Annotated in this window: 19 protein-coding genes; 1 reads left to right on the top strand and 18 read right to left on the bottom strand. The window is 38.3% G+C overall.

Annotation, left to right across the window (positions count from 1 at the left end):
• Window positions 1–84: 84 nt before the first annotated feature.
• From WC623_RS17380 to WC623_RS17370, 3 genes are all read right to left on the bottom strand, one after another.
• On the bottom strand, window positions 85–1,011 hold the full coding sequence (locus tag WC623_RS17380) for a FecR family protein (protein WP_372853390.1): 927 nt from the start codon (window positions 1,009–1,011) through the stop codon (window positions 85–87).
• A 58-nt stretch (window positions 1,012–1,069) separates the two neighbouring features.
• Window positions 1,070–1,669, bottom strand: coding sequence for an RNA polymerase sigma factor (locus WC623_RS17375; protein WP_372853388.1), 600 nt, complete (start codon window positions 1,667–1,669; stop codon window positions 1,070–1,072).
• Window positions 1,670–1,781: 112 nt separating this feature from the next.
• Window positions 1,782–2,738 (bottom strand): GDSL-type esterase/lipase family protein, encoded by a 957-nt coding sequence (locus WC623_RS17370; protein WP_372853387.1) that lies wholly within the window; start codon window positions 2,736–2,738, stop codon window positions 1,782–1,784.
• 331 nt (window positions 2,739–3,069) lie between these two features.
• Between WC623_RS17370 and WC623_RS17365 the strand changes: the two genes are divergently transcribed.
• Window positions 3,070–3,819 (top strand): murein L,D-transpeptidase catalytic domain family protein, encoded by a 750-nt coding sequence (locus tag WC623_RS17365; protein ID WP_372853385.1) that lies wholly within the window; start codon window positions 3,070–3,072, stop codon window positions 3,817–3,819.
• Window positions 3,820–3,829: 10 nt separating this feature from the next.
• Here WC623_RS17365 and WC623_RS17360 read toward each other — a convergent pair whose 3' ends face one another.
• The 15 genes from WC623_RS17360 to WC623_RS17290 all read right to left on the bottom strand — a co-directional run bounded on the left by WC623_RS17360 (window position 3,830) and on the right by WC623_RS17290 (window position 20,133).
• The gene (locus WC623_RS17360) at window positions 3,830–5,065 is read right to left on the bottom strand and encodes a BamA/TamA family outer membrane protein (RefSeq protein WP_372853383.1); all 1,236 of its coding nucleotides are present in this window, start codon (window positions 5,063–5,065) and stop codon (window positions 3,830–3,832) included.
• Between the two features lie 147 nt (window positions 5,066–5,212).
• On the bottom strand, window positions 5,213–5,404 hold the full coding sequence (locus WC623_RS17355; protein ID WP_372853381.1) for a cold-shock protein: 192 nt from the start codon (window positions 5,402–5,404) through the stop codon (window positions 5,213–5,215).
• Between the two features lie 141 nt (window positions 5,405–5,545).
• Entirely contained in the window at window positions 5,546–5,998 is a 453-nt protein-coding gene (locus WC623_RS17350; RefSeq protein ID WP_372853379.1) for a heavy-metal-associated domain-containing protein, read from the bottom strand.
• A gap of 12 nt (window positions 5,999–6,010) precedes the next feature.
• Complete coding sequence (locus WC623_RS17345) at window positions 6,011–6,214, bottom strand: heavy-metal-associated domain-containing protein (protein ID WP_372853377.1); 204 nt, start codon at window positions 6,212–6,214, stop codon at window positions 6,011–6,013.
• A gap of 80 nt (window positions 6,215–6,294) precedes the next feature.
• Window positions 6,295–7,359: a 2Fe-2S iron-sulfur cluster-binding protein gene (locus WC623_RS17340; protein WP_372853375.1), complete on the bottom strand. Its 1,065-nt coding sequence runs from the start codon at window positions 7,357–7,359 to the stop codon at window positions 6,295–6,297.
• Window positions 7,360–7,366: 7 nt separating this feature from the next.
• Complete coding sequence (locus tag WC623_RS17335) at window positions 7,367–8,791, bottom strand: MFS transporter (protein WP_372853373.1); 1,425 nt, start codon at window positions 8,789–8,791, stop codon at window positions 7,367–7,369.
• Between the two features lie 90 nt (window positions 8,792–8,881).
• Window positions 8,882–10,228 carry a TolC family protein gene (locus WC623_RS17330; protein ID WP_372853371.1) on the bottom strand — a complete coding sequence of 449 codons (1,347 nt, stop codon included), beginning with the start codon at window positions 10,226–10,228 and terminating at the stop codon, window positions 8,882–8,884.
• A complete protein-coding gene (locus tag WC623_RS17325; protein ID WP_372853369.1) occupies window positions 10,228–13,344 on the bottom strand; it encodes an efflux RND transporter permease subunit in 3,117 nt (1,038 codons plus the stop codon). The genes WC623_RS17330 and WC623_RS17325 overlap by 1 nt, the downstream gene beginning before the upstream one ends.
• 20 nt (window positions 13,345–13,364) lie before the next feature.
• A complete protein-coding gene (locus WC623_RS17320) occupies window positions 13,365–14,438 on the bottom strand; it encodes an efflux RND transporter periplasmic adaptor subunit (RefSeq protein WP_372853367.1) in 1,074 nt (357 codons plus the stop codon).
• Between the two features lie 171 nt (window positions 14,439–14,609).
• Window positions 14,610–16,865, bottom strand: a complete 2,256-nt coding sequence (locus WC623_RS17315; protein WP_372853365.1) for a heavy metal translocating P-type ATPase — start codon at window positions 16,863–16,865, stop codon at window positions 14,610–14,612.
• 95 nt (window positions 16,866–16,960) lie between these two features.
• Window positions 16,961–17,554 (bottom strand): helix-turn-helix domain-containing protein, encoded by a 594-nt coding sequence (locus WC623_RS17310; RefSeq protein ID WP_372853361.1) that lies wholly within the window; start codon window positions 17,552–17,554, stop codon window positions 16,961–16,963.
• 163 nt (window positions 17,555–17,717) lie between these two features.
• Window positions 17,718–18,284 carry a DUF2652 domain-containing protein gene (locus WC623_RS17305; protein ID WP_372853359.1) on the bottom strand — a complete coding sequence of 189 codons (567 nt, stop codon included), beginning with the start codon at window positions 18,282–18,284 and terminating at the stop codon, window positions 17,718–17,720.
• 13 nt (window positions 18,285–18,297) lie between these two features.
• Entirely contained in the window at window positions 18,298–18,786 is a 489-nt protein-coding gene (locus WC623_RS17300) for a hypothetical protein (protein ID WP_372853356.1), read from the bottom strand.
• A gap of 242 nt (window positions 18,787–19,028) precedes the next feature.
• On the bottom strand, window positions 19,029–19,406 hold the full coding sequence (locus WC623_RS17295; protein ID WP_372853353.1) for a hypothetical protein: 378 nt from the start codon (window positions 19,404–19,406) through the stop codon (window positions 19,029–19,031).
• A 163-nt stretch (window positions 19,407–19,569) separates the two neighbouring features.
• Window positions 19,570–20,133: a helix-turn-helix domain-containing protein gene (locus WC623_RS17290; RefSeq protein WP_372853351.1), complete on the bottom strand. Its 564-nt coding sequence runs from the start codon at window positions 20,131–20,133 to the stop codon at window positions 19,570–19,572.
• Window positions 20,134–20,338 lie beyond the last annotated feature (205 nt).

Genomic DNA, 20,338 nt, shown 5'->3' with positions numbered 1-20,338 from the left:
CTAGGAAGCGGAAATTCTTTGTCAACTAGCAAAGCCTTAATATCCGGTATCTATCCAATAGGTGCCGGTTTTTGCTTTAGTAGACTATCTCATCAATATTACCTCCTTGTCTTTGATTTGATAATTAAGTCCGTGAATGAGCTTCAGTTGGTCTAGAATTGTTTTAGGGTAATCACCTCGATTAAACTGAATAGAAACGTGTAAGTTTTCAAACTCTTTTTGTTTAAATTTGATTTCCATAGAAAAGGCATTACCAAATGTTTTTGCAAATGATTTCAATGGTACATCTTCTAATATATACTCGCCATTCAGCCAATTTTCGGATGAATAAGCACTGTTGTTTTCCAGCTTCACGGTCTCCCTAATTCTATTAAAAGACAGCTGTTGATTAGGCAATAAAACACCTAAATGGGCCTTTTGATTCCGTACGGATACCTTTCCACTCAACAATGACACATGGATATCTGGTCTTAAAGGGTCATTGTTAATGATAAATTTCGTACCTAATACCTCTGTTATAATTTGTGAAGTTTTTACTAAAAAAGGGTGTTCTGGATCATGCTTCACCTCAAAATATACTTCACCTTCTTCAAGCTTTACCTGACGTGTTTGTTGTACAAAAGGATGTGTGATAGCTATTTTAGAACCTGGTCTTAAATGAAGAATGGAACTATCTGGTAATATAATTTGTTTAATTTCACCTTTCTGGGTAACATAATGCTGCCAGATATGCTCAGTGTTTTCAACCCTAGAATTGATGTAGCTCCGATAACTGAAGGTACCTACAGAAATAATAATTACTGCAGTCGCAGCAATGTTTAACCAAAGTCTGTAAAATTTCTGCTTGTTAATCTTACGACGAATTTCGCCAAGCATTTTTTCTCCTGTACTTATTTTTTCTTCCTCATCATTAAAAGCTTCAAAAGGAATGCTATCGTTTGTGCGATTAAACCAAGCTTCAGCTTGTTGGTTTATTTTGCGCCTTTCGGCGAATACATTTTTCTTTGCCATACATAAAGCTCTTCGCAGCGAAAGACAAAATGTACTTTAAGAAAAAGCTATGATTAAGTTAAGTATTTATTAACAAGACAACTATCACTACAGCAAGATTTGCTGGCTCAGCATAGAATTTACGTGTTTGTAGTCTAAGGCGTTCTAAAGCCATCGATATATTGTTCCTTACTGTTTGTTCGGAAAGAGAAAGCTCGGCTGCAATCTCTTTAATTGATTTGTTTTCATAGCGACTTAGTCTAAAGGACAGCTTCATATTAACTGGCATTTGATCAATTTCTCGATCTAACAAGTCTTGAAGCTCCTTAGTTTCAAGTGCTGTTGTCGGTGGTACTACTATTGCCTCATTCTCCTGATACAACTGATCCCTTTGTCTGCCTGCAACCTGTTTTCTATACCATGAAATGGCTTGCTTTTTAGCAATAACATTTAACCAGGGTGCTAATGACCTTTCCGCAATAATCCTATCCCGATAACGCCAAAGGTTAATAAATATATCCTGCACGATATCCTTCGTTATCTCCCTGTCGCCAATTCGCCGGTAAATCATGGTATACACTTCCGGCCAATAACGTCCATACAACTCCTCAAAGGCTTTATGGTCGCCACTTTTCATGGAACTGATTAAATCCTGATCGGTAAGTAGTCGTTCGCTCACACGCCAAATTTACCATCATTCAGGTTACCATTTTGTTAATTTATGATAAACAAAAACGCCTCCCAAAGAGAGTTTAACACTATTTTTGGGGACGTCATTTTCTGGAATATATCTAAAGATATTTATTCTTTTCTAGAAACTCTTTCCATATGAGATATCCGTCTGGAAGCAAGTGTATACCATCTTTTGTATACTTGGCATTCAGCACATTGTCTCCTGTATGAAATATATTATAAACATCAACAAAGCCAGCACATTTACTATTCCCTATACTTTTTAAAGACTTGTTTAATTTTATAATAGTGTCCGCCTTGTTTTTGTAAGTTCCTGCTTTTAAAAGATTATCATTTAATGGAAGTATAGACTGAACATACAATTTAGTTTTAGGCGTACCCTTTTTAATCTTATCTACTATTTTATTGTAATTATCTAAAATTACTGAAGTCTCCCATTGACGACTTCCTAAATCGTTTATGCCAATCATAAGAAATATTTTCTCAGGTTTACTGGAAATAACCTCATCAAGTCTAGCCAATACGCCATAAGTATTATCCCCACCTATACCTCTGTTAAAAACATTCTTATTGGGAAATAAATTCTTCCAATTTCCTTGCTCCGTTATACTATTTCCTAGAAAAACAATACCTCCCTTAGATAATGGATCATTCTTAAAAATCTCCATTCTCTTCTTAAAGTGCGCACTCTCATGAAATGTTCCAAAACCATTTTTCACATTTTCAACCTGAATATCATATAATAGCTTTTTAATAATTACTTGTTGTTCCGCAGAAAGCGTCGCATTATATTTTGTGAAAGCTTTATTATATGCTTCTCGGTTTTTAAGAGCCCTGTCTTCTGTAGCTAAATCAAGATTATTTTTAATTTCAGACAATTTTAAATCAAGCTCAGAACGTATATCTTTAATATTAGCTTTTTGAGCTCCCGAAGCTTGTAATTTATTTAATACTTCATCGGAATAATAATTCAAAGAAAGTCTTTGCTGTGCATATAATTGCGTGGTAAATAATAATAGAAGAAGTGTTGATAGTAATCTGATTTGATGTTTCATTATATTTATTTTTTAAAAATGTTTGTATAATAATTTATTCCAGGTACTTATCATAGTGCCTTATCATCTCTTCAACACACATTATTTTTTTCTTTTATTTGAGATTTTTATAAGCTTCAGGTAAATACATTTTTCTAATTTATGATTAAACCTCTTAACCTAACAGAATCATCACCATATCCATTTTTAAAAGATCCACTTAGTCATAAAAACGTAATACATTGTAAATGAATACATTTTAAAATTATTAAGATTACCTTTGTGTAAGATTAAAACATTAACATTAAACAAATAGAAGTTAAATCATAAACAAGAGCACCAAAAATAACTTATGGGGAGAAGAATTTTAGGAGGAGTAGGATTAGTTACAATTGTGTTTGCCTTTACCTTGATTAGCTGGAAACCTATCGAAAAAGAAACGTCACCATACGCTTTCACATCATCAGATTCAACAACAAACGAATCATTTAAACCAATCTATGATAGTATTGGATTATCAGAAACCGGTCTTACCTACGCTCTTTTTGAAAAAGCTGTAAATGGATTTTATAATTTAAGAAACGATGGCAAAGCGACAATAAATAAATCGGTTTTATCCATTGTAGATTTTGACCAAAACAGCACTGAGAAAAGATTATGGATCATTGATCTGGACAAAAAGGAATTGATTCTTAATACCTGGGTTGCACATGGTGAGTTTAGCGGTGGTGATATAGCATCACATTTCTCCAATGCAATACAATCTTTAAAAAGCAGCATCGGCTTTTATGTCACAGGTGAGAAGTATTATGGCAAACATGGTCTTTCTTTAAGATTGGATGGTATGGATGAGGATTTTAATTCAAATGCACGAAAAAGAGCAATTGTAGTGCACGGTGCAGATTATGTCAGTCAGAAAACAATCGCTGTACTTGGCAGATTAGGACGCAGCCAGGGTTGTCCTGCAGTTCCCCAGCACCTTGTTAAAACAGTGGTTACTGCTATGGAAGGAAAAACAGTATTATTCATCAATAATACATCGCAGTTCTATACCTCAAAATACCTTAACAATGAGGCTTCTGAAGTTTTGGCTAGTAAATAATGTTTAGATTCTAGAATGCTTCTCCAAGGCTCAGCAAAACAGCGCTATACCCTTTGCTCATGCCATAATCAATCCCTATGTTGGTATTGGTGAATTTATTGAATTTAATACGCAGACCGGTACCCGCTGCAGGTTTCCAGGAGGTAAATAACGAACCTGAACCGCTTACTGTATTGACATTGGCAAAAACCACAAACCCTAGCAAGCCATTTGCTGTAATGTCCCTTCGATATTCACTTTCTGCATAAAACAATGTTCTTCCACGGTACCTATTCTGATCTATTCCTCTTGCAGACCTATTATAAGGGTCCCATCCTGTACTCGGTAAATCCAGATATGGCGTTTTATGGTTCAATGCCGTCCAGAAATAAGACCAGAGGGCAAGCGTATTCTGTTGATGACGTTTTTCAGGATTCATCGGGATATACTTTCTAACATCAAGGTAAACTGAGCTCCAATTTTCGTTGCTCCCTAAAAATTTTGGATTTATCCTGTATACAAGGTTTCCATACATTCCTGGCAGTGGGTTGATCGCATTGCCCCTCGTATCGTAAACCATATTGAGACTTATACCTGATGAAAATGAGTTTTTACCTGTTCCGTATTGATAACCTGAATACTGCTCCAGCTCAGGCGAAGACTCTTCAGTATTGATATTAAAGCGGTAATCCAGGTTATAGCCAAGACCAGCATATAAATATGGCTTGATCCGTTTAAGTGCATTCTGATAAAACCTGATGTATTTATAGCTCAGTAAAGTCCCTTCCTTGTCCCCTTCCGATCCAATACCCCAGGTGTACTGGGGATAAACCAAAAATCGAGTGTCTCCCTGGATCAGCCAGGTGTTATTAGGAAGCCAGATATTGGTTCTGACAGGCAATCCAAAACGACTGCCGAGATTCCAGTAAGGCGTAAAGGTTGCAGTTGAAACGTTTGTTGTCTTTTTGGGGCCAAGATACATCGAAGCTGAAGTGCTGGTTATCAATGCATTTCCGGTACCCCCGGGTGCTGTTCCTCCAATAGGAAGAATGGAAAAATAAAGTTTCTTATCTTTTTCCTCTCTGATCTTCCCTGGGCGAATACGAAATATTGCTTTCCCAATATCTATAAGATCTGTTTGTCTCGCAGTATCCAAACTCTTTTTGTTCTGAATAATCGCGTCACCCGCATTTTGCCCAAAAGAAAAACCCCAGTAACATACCAACATATAGACAATGCACAATTTCACTACTATCTTCGACTGCATATTAAAACGTTATGATTAATAAATGGCAATAAACGCGCCAGAAACAAACTTACCTCCTCCTATATGGAGGGCCTTTTTACTCAGAATCCAGACAAAAAAAAACACCTGCCAGAAGCAGGTGTTTCATCAATTATAATTGAAATCTAATTATCCGATCTTAACATTAATTGCATTTAAGCCTTTTTTACCTTGCTCGATGTCATAGCTTACTGAATCATTCTCACGAATGTTGTCCATTAAGCCAGAAGAATGAACAAAAATTTCGGCATCACCATTAGCTGGTACGATAAACCCAAAACCTTTTGTCTCATTGAAAAATTTTACTGTTCCTTGTTGCATTATATTATATATTAATTATATCCAAAGATAGTATTTTTTTTGACAAATAGAATTTTATTTTAAAAAATAAAAATATTTAAAATTAAATTCTACTATGCAATTAAAATTCAAAATACTTTTCAACAGCATAAGACATACCGACTAGTTTATGCTGTCTGCTTTAAAACCAGCTTCATTAATAGCAAAAATGACAGAGCTTTCATCTACGTCATCAGCGACTACAGTCAATATTTTTTCAGGGGTATTAATATCTACTTCCCAGTTGTCTTCTCCTACTGTCTCATTTAAATTTGGAGAAACTCGGGCCAGGCATCCCGCACATTTAATATTGGTTTTAAATTTTAATGTTTTCATTGATGTTAATATTTGTGTTAATGAATTTTGTTGAACAATTTTTTTAATTTGATATCCCAGACGTGTTACAGCTGTGATTATTTTTTCGACAGATGTTACCAGCGGTTCATAGGATATTACCATAATGCCAGGTAGAACAGCAATCAGATATGCTCCTGGCGTGTTTAATACTGAAAGTGTTACTGTTGAAATACAATAACCGTCCCTCAGGTTGCTAATGTCCAAGCCAAGCAGTTTCATTTTCGAGACAATTTATTGATCGACTTTATATCCCATCTTTTCAATTTCCTGAATAATGGTTTCTGGCTTAATTATCTCTGGGTTATATTTGACAGTAGCTTGTCCGAATTCAATATTTTCAATAGCCACCCCATCCTGTTTAACTATTATATTTTTTACTATGCCAACACAATGAGAACTTCCCATTCCGCTGATCTTTAAATTAAGTGTTTCCATAATCATTAGTTTTATAGTTCAAAGTTACTTATACCGACAGCTCTCGGTATTACACAATTGCAGCATTCTTTTATAATATTTCAGTCAAACTCAATGGTGATATCCTCAGTTAAAGGATAACTCTGGCATAGCAAAATCATGCCTAGTTCAACTTCTTTATGTGTTAATGCATAATTTTTAACCATTTTAACCTTTCCTGACGTTAATATTGCTACACAGGCTCCACAGTTTCCTGATTTGCAGGAATGCCCGAAACCAATTCCCTCCTTTAATGCAGCACTCAACAATGTAGTTCCCGGTGGTATTTCGATCAAATGGGTTTGCTCATAAAAGTGCACCAACACTTCATGGGTGATATCAGGAAGGTTTAGTTGCACGGCAGATTCATCATCTGCAGTAAATCGCTCCATAAAAATCCCTGATTCGGGAACTTCTAAAGATTCCAATGCCTCATGATAAATTTTCATTAGCCCTGAAGGCCCACAAAGAAAGAAATGAGTTTCTGATTCTTTTCCAGCCATTGACTGCTTCAAAAGCTTTTTGATCATTAATTTACTCAATCTACCTTCTATTAAAGTACGAGCAAACACGAGCTTTTTTCCATCGTGCTGTGATAGCGCATGCAAGATGGCCAGCCGATCCTTGTATTGTAAGGATAATGCGTCTATCGCATCAGAAAAAATCACATCGTACCAATTACGGTTGGCGTAGATTAAGGTAAGCCGAACATCGGCCGACTTACTTAATAAGGATTTAGCAATGGAGAGTAGCGGTGTAATTCCACTCCCCCCTGATAATAAAACAACATGTTTACTTTGGTAACTGCTTTCGAGTGGAATAAAAGAACCATAAGGTCCTTCTATTTCCAATTCACGAATTTGCTCAGCATAGTCAACAAGGTAATTACTCAGTAAGCCATCTTTTATACGTTTTACGGTGATGGCTGGATAAGTATCCAGATCAGGAGAAGAAGACAAAGAATAGGAACGGGTTATCTTTTCTCCATTTACCACCTGGCTAACATTGATAAATTGCCCGGGTAAGTAGTTGAATCCTGATCCGACAGCATCAAATTCAATGGTTACAGCATCCTTTGTCTCCCAGATCACTTTATGGATGGGCCAGATCATTTTATACTTCTTCATTGTTCAACTACTTGAATGTCCTGATGGAAAAAACAGCAAATAATGCACCTATACCACTTACTACTGCTGCAGATTTAAATGCAGTTCGAAAACCTTCGTTCAGTGCTGCCAGCTCCATTGTACCATCTGCTTGTAACATATCAGTTTTTGCAGCTACGACAGCAACTATAATCGCTAGTCCCAGCGCTGAACCAATCTGATAACTGGTATTCACCAGACCAGAAGCCAATCCAGTCTCTTCCGGTTTAGCACCCGACATCGAAGCAATGGTTCCTGGAATATAAGCCAGCGACATACCTACTGCTCCCAACAAGGATGCAGGTAATACATTCACAACAAAAGATCCATCAACAGGAACAGTACTGAAAAGAACCAGGGAAGCAGTAAGGGCTATAAATCCGGCGACCAAGGTAGTTTTAAAGCCAAATTTTGCAACCAGCTTTCCAGTAACTCCCATCATTAGGATCATGATAGCAAAGGTCATCGGCAATAACGCAAGGCCACTGTTGAATGCTGAATAATGTAGTACCTGTTGTAAATAAAGGTTAAGGAAAAACCATAGTGGAATCCATGCACCTGCAAGCAAGCCCATCACCAGGTAGCCACCTGAAAGGTTAGGTACCTTGAAAATGGATAAAGGCACCAGCGGTTCTTTTTTATTTTTTTGCACGATCAGAAAGACGATAAACAATGCTACAGCCAAGGTAAGAAGTCCTAAGGTTTGAAGTGAAGCCCAACCCGCAGCTTCAGCTGAGACAATAGCATACACCATCAGGATTAATGCTGCGGTGGCCAGTATAGCGCCAAAAACATCTACTTTCCCTTTTCGTGTTGCTCCTTTAAGTAATAAACCAGGGCTCAAAACCAAAACGATCAGGCCCAAAGGAATATTGATCAGGAAAACCCATTCCCAGGAAAGCCATTGTGTAATGGCACCTCCAAAGAATACACCAGCAGAACCACCAGCGGCAGCCGCAGCACCCCAGAAGCCCAAAGCTTTATTCAGCTCTTTTGGATCTGTAAACTTCGTTAAGACCAGCGTTAATGCCGCTGGTGCAATGAAAGCAGCACCCAGTCCCTGTAAAGCCCTCCCGGCATTTAAAGCTTCTACTGACCAGGCCATTCCAGCTAAAAGCGAGGCTCCGGTTAAAATGGCAAAGCCCCACATGAAAACCTTCCGGGAGCCAAACAGATCGGACAGTCGCCCCCCTAAAAGCAGGAAACCACCAAAAACAATTACGTAGGCATTAAATATCCATTGAAGGCCAGTTTGGGAATAACCCAGATCAGTTTTAATTGCGGGTAAAGCTACCCCTATAATGGATGTATCCATGATCACTATGAACTGGGCCATACATAGCAAAGAAAGCGCTGCCCATCGCTTAGCGTAGGGCACCGCTTCCATTATTGGTTGTGTTGTTTTTTTAGACATATTTTTTTAATTATTTATGCCCAAAATTAGCCAACACCGAAGCTAGGATTTTATACTATTACCGGAATATGTTATAGAGTTTTGGTGTATTTATTGTAGTTTTAACAAGCCTAGCGATCGCTGTAATTCAACATGCAGTACCTTAAGATTATACACCGCCTGTAAATAGTTTATCTTCCCTTGCGTTAAGGCCAATTCGGCATCTGTTAACTCAAGCCTGGAACTTAACCCATTCTTGTAACGATCGTTCATCATGATGTAACTTAATTCTGCTGCTCCTACAGTTGTTTTTTGAACACTTAGTTGTGCATTAGCCTCTTTCCAGCGGCTGATTATGGCTGCTAATTCTGCATTCATTTCCTCCTTCAGGTCATCTAATTTGATTTTTTCCTGCCTTATCTTAATCCTGGCTTGATTGATCTGAGAACCAGTACGGTTTCCGTTAAAAATTGGAACCGTAAGCTGCAACCCCAGAAATGAAGTACGTGGCACAGTATAATTCCCCAGGTTAAGGTTATCTGCTTGTGCCTGCAACTGGTACTGGCCTATAAATGAAGCCTGAGGCAGGCGCTCCGCTTTGCTAACAGACAATTGCTTTTCCCCCTGTTCCACAGAAAGTCTTTGCAATTTTAGATCATGACGGTTCAGTTCCGCTGTTTTTAAAGCCTGATCCAGCGTATAAAATTCAGCTTGATCGGAGTTTACATTTAGGCTATCCGTCGGCTTTATTTCTGCCATATCATTTAAACCAATCAGTCTTTTCAGCTGAATGCCACTTACCTCGATGTTGTTTTTCAAATAGGATATGGAAGACTTTAGGTTCTCCACAGCAATAAAGCTTCTTAAAGTGTCTACTTTCAGACTTCGTCCCTGTGCAAACAATGCCCGGGTATCTTCCAGTGCTCTGGTATTCCGCGATAAACTTTGCTGCTGTAAACTGAGCTGGTTGTTCATCAACAGCAGCGTAAAATAACTCGCTGAGATCTGAAAAGCCAGTTGGCTTTGCAGATCAGTAGTTTTTTCTTTCTGAATTTTTTCATTGATCACAGCGGCTTGCTTTTGGCGACGAGCAGTTTCCATCAACAACGGCTGATTTAACGATAAAAAACCATTGAAAGCATTTTTTCCTCCCACCGCAACATCCTGTACGGCTTTGTCAGTACCTGCAAATGAGCCTGGAAGAAAGATAACCTGTCGGTCAAAGTATCGGGAATAAGCTGCATTTGCCGAAATATTAGGTAGCAGACGGCTTTGCGATTCCCGGGTAATCTCTTTATATCGAATTTCCTCCAGCGTTTGTACCTGGAGTTCCTTATTGCCATTTGCAGCCATCGCTAATGCCTCTGCAAGACTTAACTTTTTTTCCTGGGCATGTAAAACTTCGCCTGAAAACATTAGCAGCAAAGCCATTGGTATATTTAAAAATTTCGTTTTCATTATTTTTGTTTTAATAGGTCACCATTAGCTGATTCCATTTCTTCATTCTCTTCTTCCACAGCCTCTTTACGCTTGGTTCCCGACAGGTAAGAATAAACTGCAGGGATAATAAACAGGGTAAGAATTCCCGCAAAGGTTAGTCCTCCTGCAATTACAATTCCAAGTGATTGACGGCTGTTAACGTGCATAGCAATTGGCAGTGCACCGAATATCATCGCCAAAGAAGTCATTAGAATTGGCCTGAAGCGTTGTATCCCTGCTTGTATCGCAGCATCATATTTTGAAAGTCCTTGTTCTTTCAAATGATTGGCAAATTCTACAATCAGGATACCATTCTTGGTAATCAATCCTACCAGGGTGATGATTCCGATCTGGCTGAACACATTTAAACTCTGGTCAAACCAGTATAGGCTAAGGATTGCACCTGTTATGGCCATCGGTACCGTCAGCATGATGATGAGTGGGTCACGAAGACTTTCAAATTGTGCTGCCATAATCATGTATACAAGTAACAAGGCTAAAATGAGTGTAGAAGTGATATTGCCCTGGCTTTCTTCGTAGTCTCTGGACTGACCAGCTAAACTCGTTCTGAAGCTTTCATTCAAGACCTCCTTTTTGATACGTGCCATTTCTTCAATACCCTCTGCAAGACTTACCCCCGGTGCTAATCCTGCAGAAATGGATGCTGAAGTATATTGATCATATCGATAAATCGCTGCCGGACTGATCCCTTCTTCAATGGTAACCAGGTTATCCAAAGAGATCATCTGGTTATCCGTAGAACGGACATAGATAGAACGCAAATCACTAATGTCGTTTCTGTTTTTACGCTCTACCTGACCGATCACTTCATATTGCCTTTCTGATCGTAAAAAATAACCATAACGCTGGCCAGAGAATGAAAGTTGTAAAGCCCTGGATACTTCCTGTATTGAAACACCCATTAATGCTGCTTTTTGCCTGTCTATATTTATCTTTAGTTCGGGTTTATTGATTTTCAGGTCAGCATCTACGAACATGAGCTTTTTACTCTGCCTCGCTGCAGCCAAAAATTCCGGAAGTACTTGTTTCAGACTATCCAGCGTTGGAGCCTGAAGCACATACTGTATTGGCATACCGCCGCCATAACGTGTGCCTATTGTGGGTGGCAGGTAAGGAAATAAAAGGAAACCTTTAAATTTCGACGAAGCCATTCCATATTGATTGTATAAATCCTGGGCACTGGGTTGACCTTCTTTAGGATCATTTAGATAAATACTCTGAACAGCAATATTAACTGGTGCCGGTGCCGGAATAAAAGAAATACCGACCATAGAATACGTTTGATATAATCTGCTACCCGTAGAGTCGTTCACATATTTCCCCACTTCGGTCATTCGTTTTTGCATGTAATCAAACGAGACACCTTCTGGGGCAATAGCAATTAAACTCATGTTGGACCGGTCTTCTATCGGCGCAAGCTCAGAAGGCAGCTTTTTCCCAACAAAATAAATTAGACTGGCAGTCCCGATTAAGAATATAGGGGCTAACCATCGGCGCTTCATAAAAGCGGTTAGTAAACGTGCATATCCGTTATTTAATCGGATGAAAAAAGGCTCTGTATTGCGGTGCAACCAATTGGGCTTATCACTCTTTTTCAATAAGAAAGCGCTGAGCATAGGCGTGAGCGTTAGGGCAACAAAAGCGGATACCAGTACGGAACCCGATACCACAATAGCAAATTCTTTAAACAACTGCCCACTGATTCCACCCATAAAAATAATGGGCATAAATACAGCTGCCAGGGTAATAGTTGTGGAGATTACAGCGAAATAGATCTCTTTAGACCCTTTAAAAGCAGCCTGAATGGGCGACATGCCTTCTTCAATTTTTTTATAGATATTTTCCAGCACCACAATCGCATCATCAACCACCAAACCGATCGCAAGCACTAATCCTAATAGTGTGAGTACATTGATGGAAAACCCTGCTACATACATAATGAAAAATGCGGAGAGAATGGAGACAGGAATTGCCAACACAGGTATAATCGTAGAGCGCCAATCCCTGAGGAAAAGAAAAATAATCAGCACGACCAAACCGAAGGCGATGAAAAGTGTCTCTTCTACTTCTGCGATCGACTTACGCACAGGACTCGTGAAATCGAAACCAACAATCAGCCGGTATTCTTTTGGTATTTCCTTACGTAATTGTTCTAGTCTGATATTAAACTCATCCACTACCTTAATCGCGTTAGCACCACGCTGGATCTGGATGGCAATGCCGACCCCGATCCGGTTTAAATTGCCGGTTTCATTGATAATTGCGGTTCGCTCATTTTCTTCTCCCAGTTTTGCAGAGCCGATATCTTTTAACCTTATTACAGTGTTCCCCTCACGTTTAATGATCATTTCATTAAAGTCCTCTGCAGTAGTTAAACGTCCGAGCGTACGAACACTTAGCTCATTGTTTGCACCTTCTATTCTACCGGAGGGCAGATCAAGATTTTCTCTTGCTAATGCCTGTCGGATGTCTTCAGGAGTAAGCATATAAGCCGCCAGTTTGGTGGGATCAAACCGAAGTCGCATGGCGTACTTGTGTTCACCAACAACTGCAACACTGTTTACCCCGGGAATTGACTGCATTCTGTCCTTTATCGTCGTAGAGGCAAGATGACTTACTTCTCTGATGTCCTTGGTATCGCTTTCTACCTCTAAGAAGGCAACCAGATTATCCGGTGAGGAAGCTTTTGCCACCACAGGTGGGTCTACATCTGCGGGAAGCTGTTTTCTGGATTTGGCTACTTTATCGCGTACATCGTTCAACGCATCTTCCAGATCGATGTCCCGGTTAAATTCTATGGAAATGACACTAACCTGCTCCCTGGATTCAGAAGAAATTGTTCTGACGCCGTTAGATTCAGCAATAGATTCTTCCATAGGTTTGGTAATCTTGGAAGCAATTACATCAGGGCTCGCACCCGGATAATAAGTGACAACCGAGATCACAGGTGGTTCTGTGAGGGGATACTCCCTTACGCCCAGGTAGTTCCACCCAACAATACCCATAATAACGATAAAGGCAGAAAATACACCTGCCAGAACCGGTTTTTTTATACTTAATGATGTTAAACTCATGTTTTTAAATTTGAAATAGATTATTTGGCAACAACAGCCTGAACCGGCATGCCATCACCTAGACGAAGAAGATTAGATACAATGACACTGTCTCTATTATTTAAACCAGAGATAATAATAGCTGAAGTTTCAGTGCGGTTGCCAATACTCACGGGCTTTGACTTAGCAACACCATTTTCAAGCACAAAAACGCTATATCCCTCTCCGCTAGGAATAAGTGCTTCAGTTGGTAAGTTAATCGCTTTTGCATCTTTTAGTGATGTCGGGAAATGGATCTTTACAGACAAACCTGCTCTGAATTTTCCGCCAGGATTACCTGCATTAGCTTGTACCTTTAGTGCTCTGTTTTGAGCATTAAGCCCAGGTTCTGTAGCTAGAATCGTTGCGACCTGTTGCTGATCAGAAAGTGCTGTTGTAAAATTAATTTTACCACCTGTTTTAACCAGTGGAAGGTACTTTTCCGGTACAGAAAAATTGATTTTAACAGTACCCTGATCCTGTAGGCTAACCAGTTCCGTACCCGGTGAGACAAAAGCACCCGGATCCAGATTTGAAATACCAATCTTTCCTGAAAAAGGAGCTCTGATCTCAGTCTTGTTCAATTCCACCTGTAGCTGTTCCCGCTGTGCCTCCAGCGACTGTAATTTCACCGCTGTCTCATCGTACTGCTGCTGATTTACCGTTTCCGTTTTCAGTAGATTACCTATCCTTTGTTCATTCAGGCGGGCTAATTTTAATTCCGAATTCAATCCCTTTAACCGGGCTTTCAGATCAGCATCGTTTAGCTTATAGAGCAATTGTCCCTTACTGACAGATCCACCGTCCTGAAAAGCGACATGGATAATCTTTTGGGCGATTTCACTAACAATGGAGACTTCCCTGTAAGGGGTCATAGTGCCCACAATCACTTCTTCCTGATCCAGGCTCTCCTCACTTACGACGATCACATCCACTTCTAATTTACTGGCAGCCGCAGCAGCTGGATCGGCTGCCTCCTTTTGCGTTTGTTCTTTATTACCATTGCAGGCAATCAGCAACATACTGAAGAGTATAGGAAGGAAAAGGACTTTTAGTTTATTTGTATCTTTTAACATGATTGATTAAATAATGGTGGAATAAATAGTTGTTTTAATGGGTGTAAATTTAGGATGCATTACTACCCTATGCTTTATACTATTGCAGGTAAGATTTATAAAATTTTTGCAGAAATATTAAAGAAAAAACCCGGTTTTTGGCCGGGCATTAGAAAAGATGGGAAGTTGATTTTACAACTTTGCGGTCTTTAAGCGTAAACTATTGCTGACCACCGAAACTGAGCTTAAAGCCATTGCTGCACCAGCAATCATAGGATCCAGTAAAAAACCATTTATAGGATACAATAAACCAGCTGCAATAGGAATGCCGATGAGGTTATAAATAAAGGCCCAGAATAAATTCTGCTTGATGGTATTTACTGTTTTGCCTGAAAGTTTTAATGCTTTCGGTACCATGTTCAGGTCGGAAGTGATTAAGGTCATCTTCGCAACATCCATCGCAATGTCAGAGCCCCTACCCATCGCAATGCTGACATCGGCCTGTGCAAGAGCGTGACTATCGTTAATACCATCACCAACCATCGCTACTATTTTCCCTTGCGATTGTAGTTCTTTTACAAAGTTTGCCTTATCTGAAGGCATTACTCCTGCTTTATAATGCTTTAATCCCACTTGTTTAGCTACAGCAGCAGCGGTTTGCTGATTATCTCCGGTAAGCATATAAACTTCGATGCCCCTATTTTGGAGTGTCTCAATAGCCTCTTGTGAAGTAGACTTGATTTTATCAGCAATAGCTATAACTGCAAGCCCATTTTTTCCATCTGTAAAATAAACTACGGTTTTAGCTTCCTCCTGCCATACCTCGGCCTGAATGAGCATATCCTGGCTCAAGCCAATTCCATATTCATCCATCAAAGCCTTATTGCCGATAAAATAGGAAACGTCCTGATGCACTGCTTTTACTCCTTTGCCGGTGATACTTTCAAATTGCGTTAAACGTACAGTTGTCACTGATTCTTCTTTTAAATGTTTGATCACTGCCTCAGCAAGTGGATGCTCAGACTGAGCTTCCATAGCAAATAAAATCTGTTTATTGAGCTGATGGTCTGTCGTTGCATTTGTCCAGATCACATCTGTAACAACAGGCCTGCCTTCTGTAATAGTACCAGTTTTATCCAGAATGATCGCATTCACTTTATGGCCCAGTTCCAGACTTTCTGCATCCTTAATCAGGATATTATTCTCTGCACCTTTTCCAACGCCAACCATGATCGCAGTCGGGGTTGCAAGTCCCAGCGCACATGGACATGCAATCACCAGCACGGTCACTGAAGTGAGTAAGGCATGGGTAAAAGCGGCTTCACCACCTACCAGCATCCAGATGCTAAAAGTAAGTATAGCAATACCAATGACTACAGGTACGAATATTCCTGCAATTTTATCCACCAGTTTTTGTACAGGAGCCTTACTGCCCTGCGCCTCTTGTACCATCTTAATGATCTGTGCAAGAATTGTATCACCACCTACTTTTTCAGCTTTAAACTCAAAACTACCTTTCTGATTGATGGTACCCGCAAATACTTTTTCACCTTTTGTTTTAGCAACAGCAATAGGTTCACCACTAATCATACTCTCATCTACATAAGAACTTCCATCATTGACCATACCATCTACAGGTATTTTTTCTCCTGGCTTTACGACTATGATATTTCCGACTTGCACCTGCGAAATAGGGATTTCTTGCGTGATTCCGTCGATAATGACATTCACCGTTTTTGGCTGCATGCCCATTAATTTCTTAATAGCTGATGAGGTATTAGATTTGGCCTTTTCTTCTAACAGTTTCCCCAAAGAGATAAAAGCAATAATTACAGCTGCGGCTTCGAAATAAACATGTGCATGCAGACCTCGCTGATGCCAAAACTCAGGATAAATTGTATTAAAAGCACTGAACAGGAAGGCAATCCCCGTACTAAGAGCAACCAGTGTATCCATATTTGCTTTTCCGTGCCTGGCTTGTTTAACAGCAGTGATAAAATAACTGCGCCCTAAATAGAAGACCACTGGTATTGACAATGCCATCATGATCCAGTTGCCATAAGGTAGATCCATAAAGAACATACCAATGACCACTATAGGACTGGAAAGTATCACTGCCCAGATGGTCCTTTGTTTTAACTCTTCATAATGTCTGATCTGCGCATCCTCCTGAACCTGACCAGGGTCTTCAGCATCAACGATAAGGTCATATCCTATACCTCGCATTACATTTTGTAAATCCTCTGGCTTAACCGTTTCGTCATATTCAACCCAGGTGGTTTGATTGGCATAATTAACACCTGCATTATGGACACCTTTAGCCGACTTAAGCATACTTTCCACACTTACTGCGCAGGCAGCACAGGTCATTCCCAAAACCGGGAATGTTTTTTTTATATAATTATTTGGTGTTTGTTTGTGTTTTGTATCTAAAGTGATTGCTTCCATAGTATTTTTTTTAATACAGCAAAACTAAAGAGCCGGATGCAATGGGTCATTATACAATTGCCGGAAAGATGTATACAATTATAAGATTATTGACTCTAGCTTTTTGGTTTAAGGCTTTTTTCAATAATAGCCAGTTTGTCCTGTCTTATTCTTTTATAATAAGCAAAATCGAAGCCTGTATATTTCTTTAATTGACGAGAAAGATAAGCTACACTGCTATAACCCAAGTCATTCGCTATATCCGTCAACGACTTATCGGTATAAACTAAAAGGGCTTTTACTTCATCAATTTTCCTTTGTATAATATACTTTTCCAATGTTTCACCTTGTGTAAACGAAAATATAGCGCTCAGTGAATCATAGTCTCTGCGTAATTCCTCACTAATCCTTTTTGAAAATTTAACCGGGTTTCCGGTTTCAGACTGTTCGGTGATACCCTGTTCGACCGCAAGTTTAATCTGACTGATCAATTGCTCATTCTTATCATATAACAGATCGAATCCATTCTTTTGTAAAACCACCTTTAAGGTTTTTTCATCAACAGGAGTTTTGTTACTCTCTTTTAATATGACCTCTCCCAAACTTATACTCGAAACATCTAAACCGAGTTTGGATAATTCATCGCTTAATACAATAATGCAGCGATTACAAACCATCCCTTTTATTAGTAATGTATTGTTCCTTTTCATAACGAAAAATTTATTCTCAAAATTAAAACGAGTATTAAAATTGCTGTTACACTATTCAGGGAAATATTTATATAATTACATATGGTCTAACAGTTTGCTATCTTTTTGAACTGAGTAGATCTTATGCTCCAATTTTGCCGATACAGAAGGATGGTTTTAGAAATTACAGATAATGTATGTAACCAATTTCCGGGAAGTACATACAATTGTCGCAATTATCATATTCGGCAGTAGATCTGGCTGGCTTTTCAAAATTGGCTTCTAAAAAGGCATTCGAGAATAAGGCATAAGGTGGAAATTTGGCAATATGGTTTTTGAGCATCTTGTGGGCTTCCACAACGGGTGTACCATAAAGTTTCTCAAACCTACCAATTTTATATTTGGAAAAAACCCCATAGTGTACAATAATTTTCAATGATAAGGGAATTTCCGTAGCAAGATGTAGTGATAGCCGGGCAACTTCTTTTTTATAGTTGTTATACATTACTTCAATCTGGGCTATTGTATCATCAAAAGAAGGTATTTTATGATACTTGTAAAACAGTACGGCATCTCCTTCGATCTCAGAAATTTCGAGAGCGAGGTTATTACTGTTTATGATTGATTTCAGGAGGTGCTCTGTGATGTATTTCCCTATAAACATATTGGTATTTATAACGAAGTCTGTAAAGCCGGATATATCCGGTATCATCACCATCCCTGTTTTATATTGGGTTGTAAGGTTTTCCATAATAGTGATTTACTTAGAAAAGGAATCCATTTTTAAGCTTGCTTCCAAAAATATTCCTCCATAGTCTTAAAGATCGTCTATCAACAGCATTTTCTTTAAGAATACTTAGGAGTAAATCTCTTTCATTTAATGAGATAGTCTCTTTCAATTCATTATACCTATTGGGTAAAAGTGCAGCATATTGGAAATAATTAAACAGTATCTTGTTTTTTCTAATGTAGATTGTTCGTAACTGTCTTAGTTCTGTTATTATCTTCTTTTTTTCTTTCAGATTTTTAATATTGCTAGAAATAAGTTGATAACAGCTATTGAGTTCTTCCATTAACGCCAATTCCAATATTGTATTAATTCCGCCAAAAAAGCTGAAAAACTTGCTTTTTGAAATTTTGATACCCAACACTATATCGGAGATTTTAAGCTCCTGGATTTTTTTATTCAGCAAGATACGTTTTACCTCTTGGATGGACTTGTGCACAAGATCTGCATTTTTAAGATCACTCATAGTCATTAGAAGGTTTACTAGTTTAGTATATATAACTACAGGCAAAGCTATCTGTCAAATAATAAAAAGACTATACACTTTGGCTTATATAATTTGTAACATTTATAAGTTTGGGCATTGATTTAGAACTAGTGAGTATCTTTCACTTTATTAGTAAGATAAAATGTAAAACGGCAGTCCAGAAATCATGGAACCACCGTTTTGCGAGCGCACCAACGCTTTTTCTAAAACTAAAATAAAATCTATTTTTTCACTTGCTCAACAGAGGGATTATAGTCAGCAAGTTTAGTTACCCTTATAGTATCTATTCCTTTCAAAGGCCATGTGATAGGTATCATAGTCATATAATCGCACTTAGGACATTTGTCACCTTCTGAACCAATCATTTCCTTGTGCAACGGACATCCAGTAATAAGGTTCTGATTTTTATCAACCACCTGACCGAACTCATTTTCATACTCATTTGTTGTTATTGTTGTTATGTCTTTACTTTCAACAACCTCTGTTTGACCGTGGCCATCAGTATGAATATGTTTTTCTTTATTATTATCGCTACTACAGGAGGCTGCAAATATTGCTATTAAAGCGAATGCCGCTATCGTAAATTTGTTTACTTTCATCTTGACTAATATTTTTATGCTAGGAATTTTATACGTCCGTTAGCGTTCATTTTTGCATTTCAAACGCAAACCATTACTTACTATCTTGCTGTATTTTACATTGCAAAGTTGTCGAGAAGATCAATAAATTCTATTGCAGAATTATGGGTTTGATTTGTAAGATTTACACCTTATCCAATGATTTTCTTTTATTCTCACGAATCTGTTTGAAATGGCTTGGTGTCAACCCAGTTACTTTTTTGAACTGATTACTCAGATAGCCTACACTTGAATAGTTTAGACGGATAGCAATTTCACTTAAGGATAACTCATCATAAACCAAAAGTTCTTTTACTTTTTCAATCTTTTGTGCAATAAAATATTTTTCTATTGTAATTCCCTCCACCTCAGAAAATAGATTAGAAAGATAATTGTACTCATGGCTGAGTTTGTCACTCAATATGTCAGATAGATTGGTTTTTGCACTATTATCCTGATCATGTACAAGATAAATTATAACGTTTTTTATCTTTTCGATGATTCTACTTTTTTTATCGTCAATCACATGAAAGCCTAAAGGAACCAAGACTGCCTCCAACGAATTTCTTTCGTCGGGGGTTAGTGCTCTTGCAAGGGTGACTTCACCCAGCTTAATATTTGTAAAGTCCAAACCAAGTTTTTCCAATTCATTTTGAATTACCATTATACAACGGTTACAGACCATGTTTTTAACAAATAATTCGCTCATATTCTTGCCAAGTCACAATTCTTATTAGATATATTATGCAGACAAATCTACTATATTATCTGTAATATTAAGACATTGACCTTCTATATCTGCTAATATGGAACAAGATCTGGAATCATTAAATCTTACAAATCAAACCCTAAAAGTTGTAATTAAAATAGTGTTATTTACCTCAACTTTGAATCAATAAATAATTTAAAATATA

The organism is Pedobacter sp., assembly GCF_041645105.1.
GTDB lineage: Bacteria > Bacteroidota > Bacteroidia > Sphingobacteriales > Sphingobacteriaceae > Pedobacter.
Note: the sequence above shows the minus strand (reverse complement) of the source record. Positions and strands in the feature narration are given on the sequence as shown.